This is a genomic window from Streptomyces sp. NRRL S-495, assembly GCF_000966955.1.
GTDB lineage: Bacteria > Actinomycetota > Actinomycetes > Streptomycetales > Streptomycetaceae > Kitasatospora > Kitasatospora purpeofusca.
Map to the genome: position 1 here is coordinate 1 of NZ_JZWY01000675.1, position 3,864 is coordinate 3,864.

The following is a 3,864-nucleotide window of genomic DNA, read 5'->3' on the forward strand; positions in this document are numbered from 1 at the left end:
CTCTGCCGCTACGCCGTGCTGTTCGGCGACCCGAAGCTGCTGAACGAGGCGCTGCCGAAGGTCCTCGACGTCACCGCCGAGGAGGTGCGGGCCGTCGCCGCGGCCCGGCTGCACCCGCAGAACCGGGCGGTCCTGGTGTACGAGCCGACCCCGGCCGAGGACACCGCCGCCGACACCGCTGCCACCGCCGAGACCGACGAGGAGGGCGCCGCCGTATGAGCACCGAGTACGTCCCCGCCATGACTTTCCACGAGCAGCCCCAGCCCGGCACGCCCACCCCGTGGGCGTTCCCGGCGCCGGAGCGCGCCGCGCTCGGCAACGGCATCACGGTGCTGCACTGCCACCGCCCCGGCCAGCAGCTGGTGGCCGTCGACGTGCTGCTCGACGCCCCGCTCGCCGCCGAGCCGGAGGGCCTGGACGGCGTCGCCTCGATCCTGGCCCGGGCGCTCAGTGAGGGCACCGACACGCTGACCGCCGAGGAGTTCGCGGCCGAGCTGGAGCGGGCCGGCGCCACCCTGGACGCGCACGCCGACCACCCGTGCATCCGGGTCTCGCTGGAGGTCCCGGCCTCCCGGCTGGCCCGCGGCCTGGACCTGCTGGCCGCCGCGCTCGGCAGCCCGGCGCTGCCGGAGGACGAGATCGAGCGGCTGGTCGCCAACCGGCTGGACGAGATCGTGCACGAGCAGGCCAACCCGGCCCGGCGGGCCGCCAAGGCGCTGTACGCCTCGCTGTTCGACGCCGCCGACCGGCTCTCCCGCCCGCGCGGCGGCACCGCCGAGACGGTCAAGACCATCGACCGGGCCGCCGTCCGGGCGTTCTACGAGGGGCATGTGCGGCCCGCCACCACCACCGTGGTGGTGGTCGGCGACCTCACCGGCACCGATCTGCCGGCCCTGCTGGAGTCCACCCTCGGCGGCTGGAAGGGCGCCCCGGCCGCGCCGGCCGTGCACGCCCCGGTGACCGGTGACGACACCGGCCGGGTGATCATCGTGGACCGGCCCGGTTCGGTGCAGACCCAGCTGCTGATCGGGCGGATCGGCCCGGACCGGCACGACCCGGCCTGGGCCGCGCAGATCCTCGGCACCTACTGCCTGGGCGGCACCCTCACCTCCCGGCTGGACCGGGTGCTGCGGGAGGAGAAGGGCTACACCTACGGCGTGCGGGCGTTCGCGCAGCCGCTGCGCTCGGTCCCCGACGGCAGCGGGCGCGCCATGCTGGCGATCAGCGGCTCGGTGGACACCGCCTCCACCGCCCCGGCGCTGGCCGACACCTGGACCATCCTGCGCACGCTGGCCGCGGAGGGGCTCACCGACGCGGAGCGCGACGAGGCGGTGCAGTTCCTGGTCGGGGTGGCGCCGCTGAAGTACGAGACGGCGGGTTCGGTGGCCGGCACCCTGGCCGACCAGGTCGAGCAGTACCTGGCGGACGACTTCCAGGCCGAGGTCTACCGGCAGCTGGCCGAGCTGTCGACCGCCGCCGCCACCGAGGCCGTGGTGAGCGCCTTCCCGCCGGACCGGCTGGTGACGGTCCTGGTCGGCGACGCCTCGGCGTTCGCGGAGCAGGTGCGTGAGCTGGGCATCGGCGAGGTGACCGTGATCGGGGCCTGATCCGGCGCCCCGAGGGCCCGGTGGAGCGTTACGACGCTCCACCGGGCCCTTTCGCGTACCGGCGTTAATTCCCTTGCCGGGGTGGTGCGGTGCGTGGCTAGATATCCCCGGCAACCGGTGCACACACGGAGAGGAGGCGGTCACCATGCGGGTCGAGCCCTATCGACAGTGCTCCCCGAGACTGTCCTCCCGATGCCCCCTCGCGGTCTGAACACCGCTCCCGCGTCGGCCGAGCGCCGCCGCCCCCACTGACGTCCCCGAACCGCGCCGGGTCTTTCGCGCGGCACCCGCCTACGCTTGAACCGTCCGACCCCAGGAGGTCGTTGAACCATGTCGTACACCGAGGTACCCGGCGTCCGGACTCCGATCCGGATGTGGACCGACCCGGCCACCGTCGAGGGCCAGGCCATGCAGCAGCTGCGCAACATCAGCTCGCTGCCCTGGCTGCACGGGCTCGCCGTGATGCCCGACGTCCACCTGGGCAAGGGGGCGACCGTGGGTTCGGTGATCGCCATGCGCGGCGCCGTCTGCCCGGCCGCGGTCGGCGTGGACATCGGCTGCGGGATGAGCGCGGTGAAGACCTCGCTCACCGCGAAGGACCTGCCGGACGACCTGTCGCGGCTGCGCTCGCAGATCGAGCGGACCATCCCGGTCGGGCGCGGTCTGCACACCGACCCGGTCGACCCTGGCAAGCTGCACGGCGCCCCGACCGGGGGCTGGGACGACTTCTGGCAGCGGTTCGACGGGGTCGCGTCCGAGGTGAAGTGGCGCCGGGACCGGGCGGCCCAGCAGATGGCGACGCTCGGCGGCGGCAACCACTTCATCGAGGTGTGCATCGACGACACCGGCGCGGTCTGGCTGATGCTGCACTCGGGCTCGCGCAACATCGGCAAGGAGCTGGCGGAGCACCACATGGGCGTGGCCCGGTCGCTGCCGCACAACCAGGGCCTGATCGACCGTGACCTCGCGGTGTTCATCGCGGACACCCCGCAGATGGCCGCGTACCGGCAGGACCTCTTCTGGGCGCAGGAGTACGCCAAGCGCAACCGGGCGCTGATGATGGCGCTGTTCCAGGACGTGGTCCGGCGCGAGTTCCCCCGGGCGAAGGTCGCCTTCGACCAGGTGATCAGCTGCCACCACAACTACGTCGCGGAGGAGCGCTACGACGGCGTCGACCTGCTGGTCACCCGCAAGGGTGCGATCCGGGCCGGGGCCGGTGACTACGGGATCATCCCGGGCTCGATGGGCACCGGGTCGTACATCGTGCGCGGACTGGGCAACGAGGCGTCGTTCAACTCGGCCTCGCACGGCGCCGGCCGGAAGATGAGCCGCACCGCCGCGAAGAAGCGGTTCAGCACCAGCGACCTGGTCGAGCAGACCGCGGGCGTGGAGTGCCGCAAGGACGCCGGGGTGGTGGACGAGATCCCGGGCGCCTACAAGTCGATCGAGAAGGTGATCGAGCAGCAGCGGGACCTCGTCGAGGTCGTGGCGCACCTGAAGCAGGTGGTCTGCGTCAAGGGCTGAGAGCCCTCCGGCGCCCGCCGAACGAAGCCCCCGGCCGTCGGCCGGGGGCTTTCGCGTGCCCGGATCCGGCCGCTCAGACGCTGTCGCGCCGGGGGTTCAGCCGCCGGTAGCCGGGGTGCACCCCGGCGGTGAGCTGCTGCGCCTCGGCGATCCGGCGCAGCAGTCCGGCCAGGGCGATACGTTCCTGCGGGTCGAGGCCGGTGCAGAGGGCCTCCTCGTGGGCGAGCGCCGCCTCGGCGAGCCCGCGCATCGCCTCCTCGCCCTTGGGCGCGAGGTAGAGGTCCTGGAACCGGCGGTCCTTGGGGTTGCGCCGGCGCTCGACGAGTCCGCGTTCCTCGATGGCGTCGATGAAGGCCACGAACCGGCTCGGCGACATGCCGAGCCGCCGGGCGAGCTCCTGCTGGTGCTGGCCGGGGGCCAGGCTGACCGCCCGGAGCAGACCCGCCTGGGCCGGGGTGAGATCCAGCTCGGCGACCCGCCGGGCGAAGGCCTGCGAGGCGTGCTCACCCAACTGGGACAGCAGAAATGCGACTTGGGCTCCCTGCGGTCCCGGATGGGGCGACGGGGCGCGGTCGGGAGATTCGGTCATGGAAACACGATACCAGTGGACAATGATGTCCCCGGGTGAACTATTCTGGACAAGGAACTACCGGCGTCGGTGCCGACCCGACCGTCGTCGGCCTCCGGACCACCCATCGACCCGTTTTCGACTGGAGTGCCCCTCATGACCACG

The 3,864-nt window shown here is 72.8% G+C and carries 3 protein-coding genes and 1 pseudogene; 3 read left to right on the forward strand and 1 reads right to left on the reverse strand.

All coding sequences use genetic code 11. The annotated features are described in order from the left end of the window. The 3 genes and pseudogenes from VR45_RS30625 to VR45_RS30635 form a co-directional block, all read left to right on the forward strand. Positions 1 to 219, forward strand: a pseudogene (locus VR45_RS30625) (peptidase M16); the annotation flags it as partial. Between the two features lie 20 nt (positions 220 to 239). Next, positions 240 to 1,607, forward strand: coding sequence for a pitrilysin family protein (locus tag VR45_RS30630; protein WP_107084322.1), 1,368 nt, complete (start codon positions 240 to 242; stop codon positions 1,605 to 1,607). Positions 1,608 to 1,937: 330 nt separating this feature from the next. Then, positions 1,938 to 3,131 (forward strand): RtcB family protein, encoded by a 1,194-nt coding sequence (locus VR45_RS30635; RefSeq protein WP_045943127.1) that lies wholly within the window; start codon positions 1,938 to 1,940, stop codon positions 3,129 to 3,131. 73 nt (positions 3,132 to 3,204) lie between these two features. Here the strand turns inward: VR45_RS30635 and VR45_RS30640 are convergent, their stop codons facing one another. After that, the gene (locus VR45_RS30640; RefSeq protein WP_231978555.1) at positions 3,205 to 3,642 is read right to left on the reverse strand and encodes a MarR family winged helix-turn-helix transcriptional regulator; all 438 of its coding nucleotides are present in this window, start codon (positions 3,640 to 3,642) and stop codon (positions 3,205 to 3,207) included. Positions 3,643 to 3,864 lie beyond the last annotated feature (222 nt).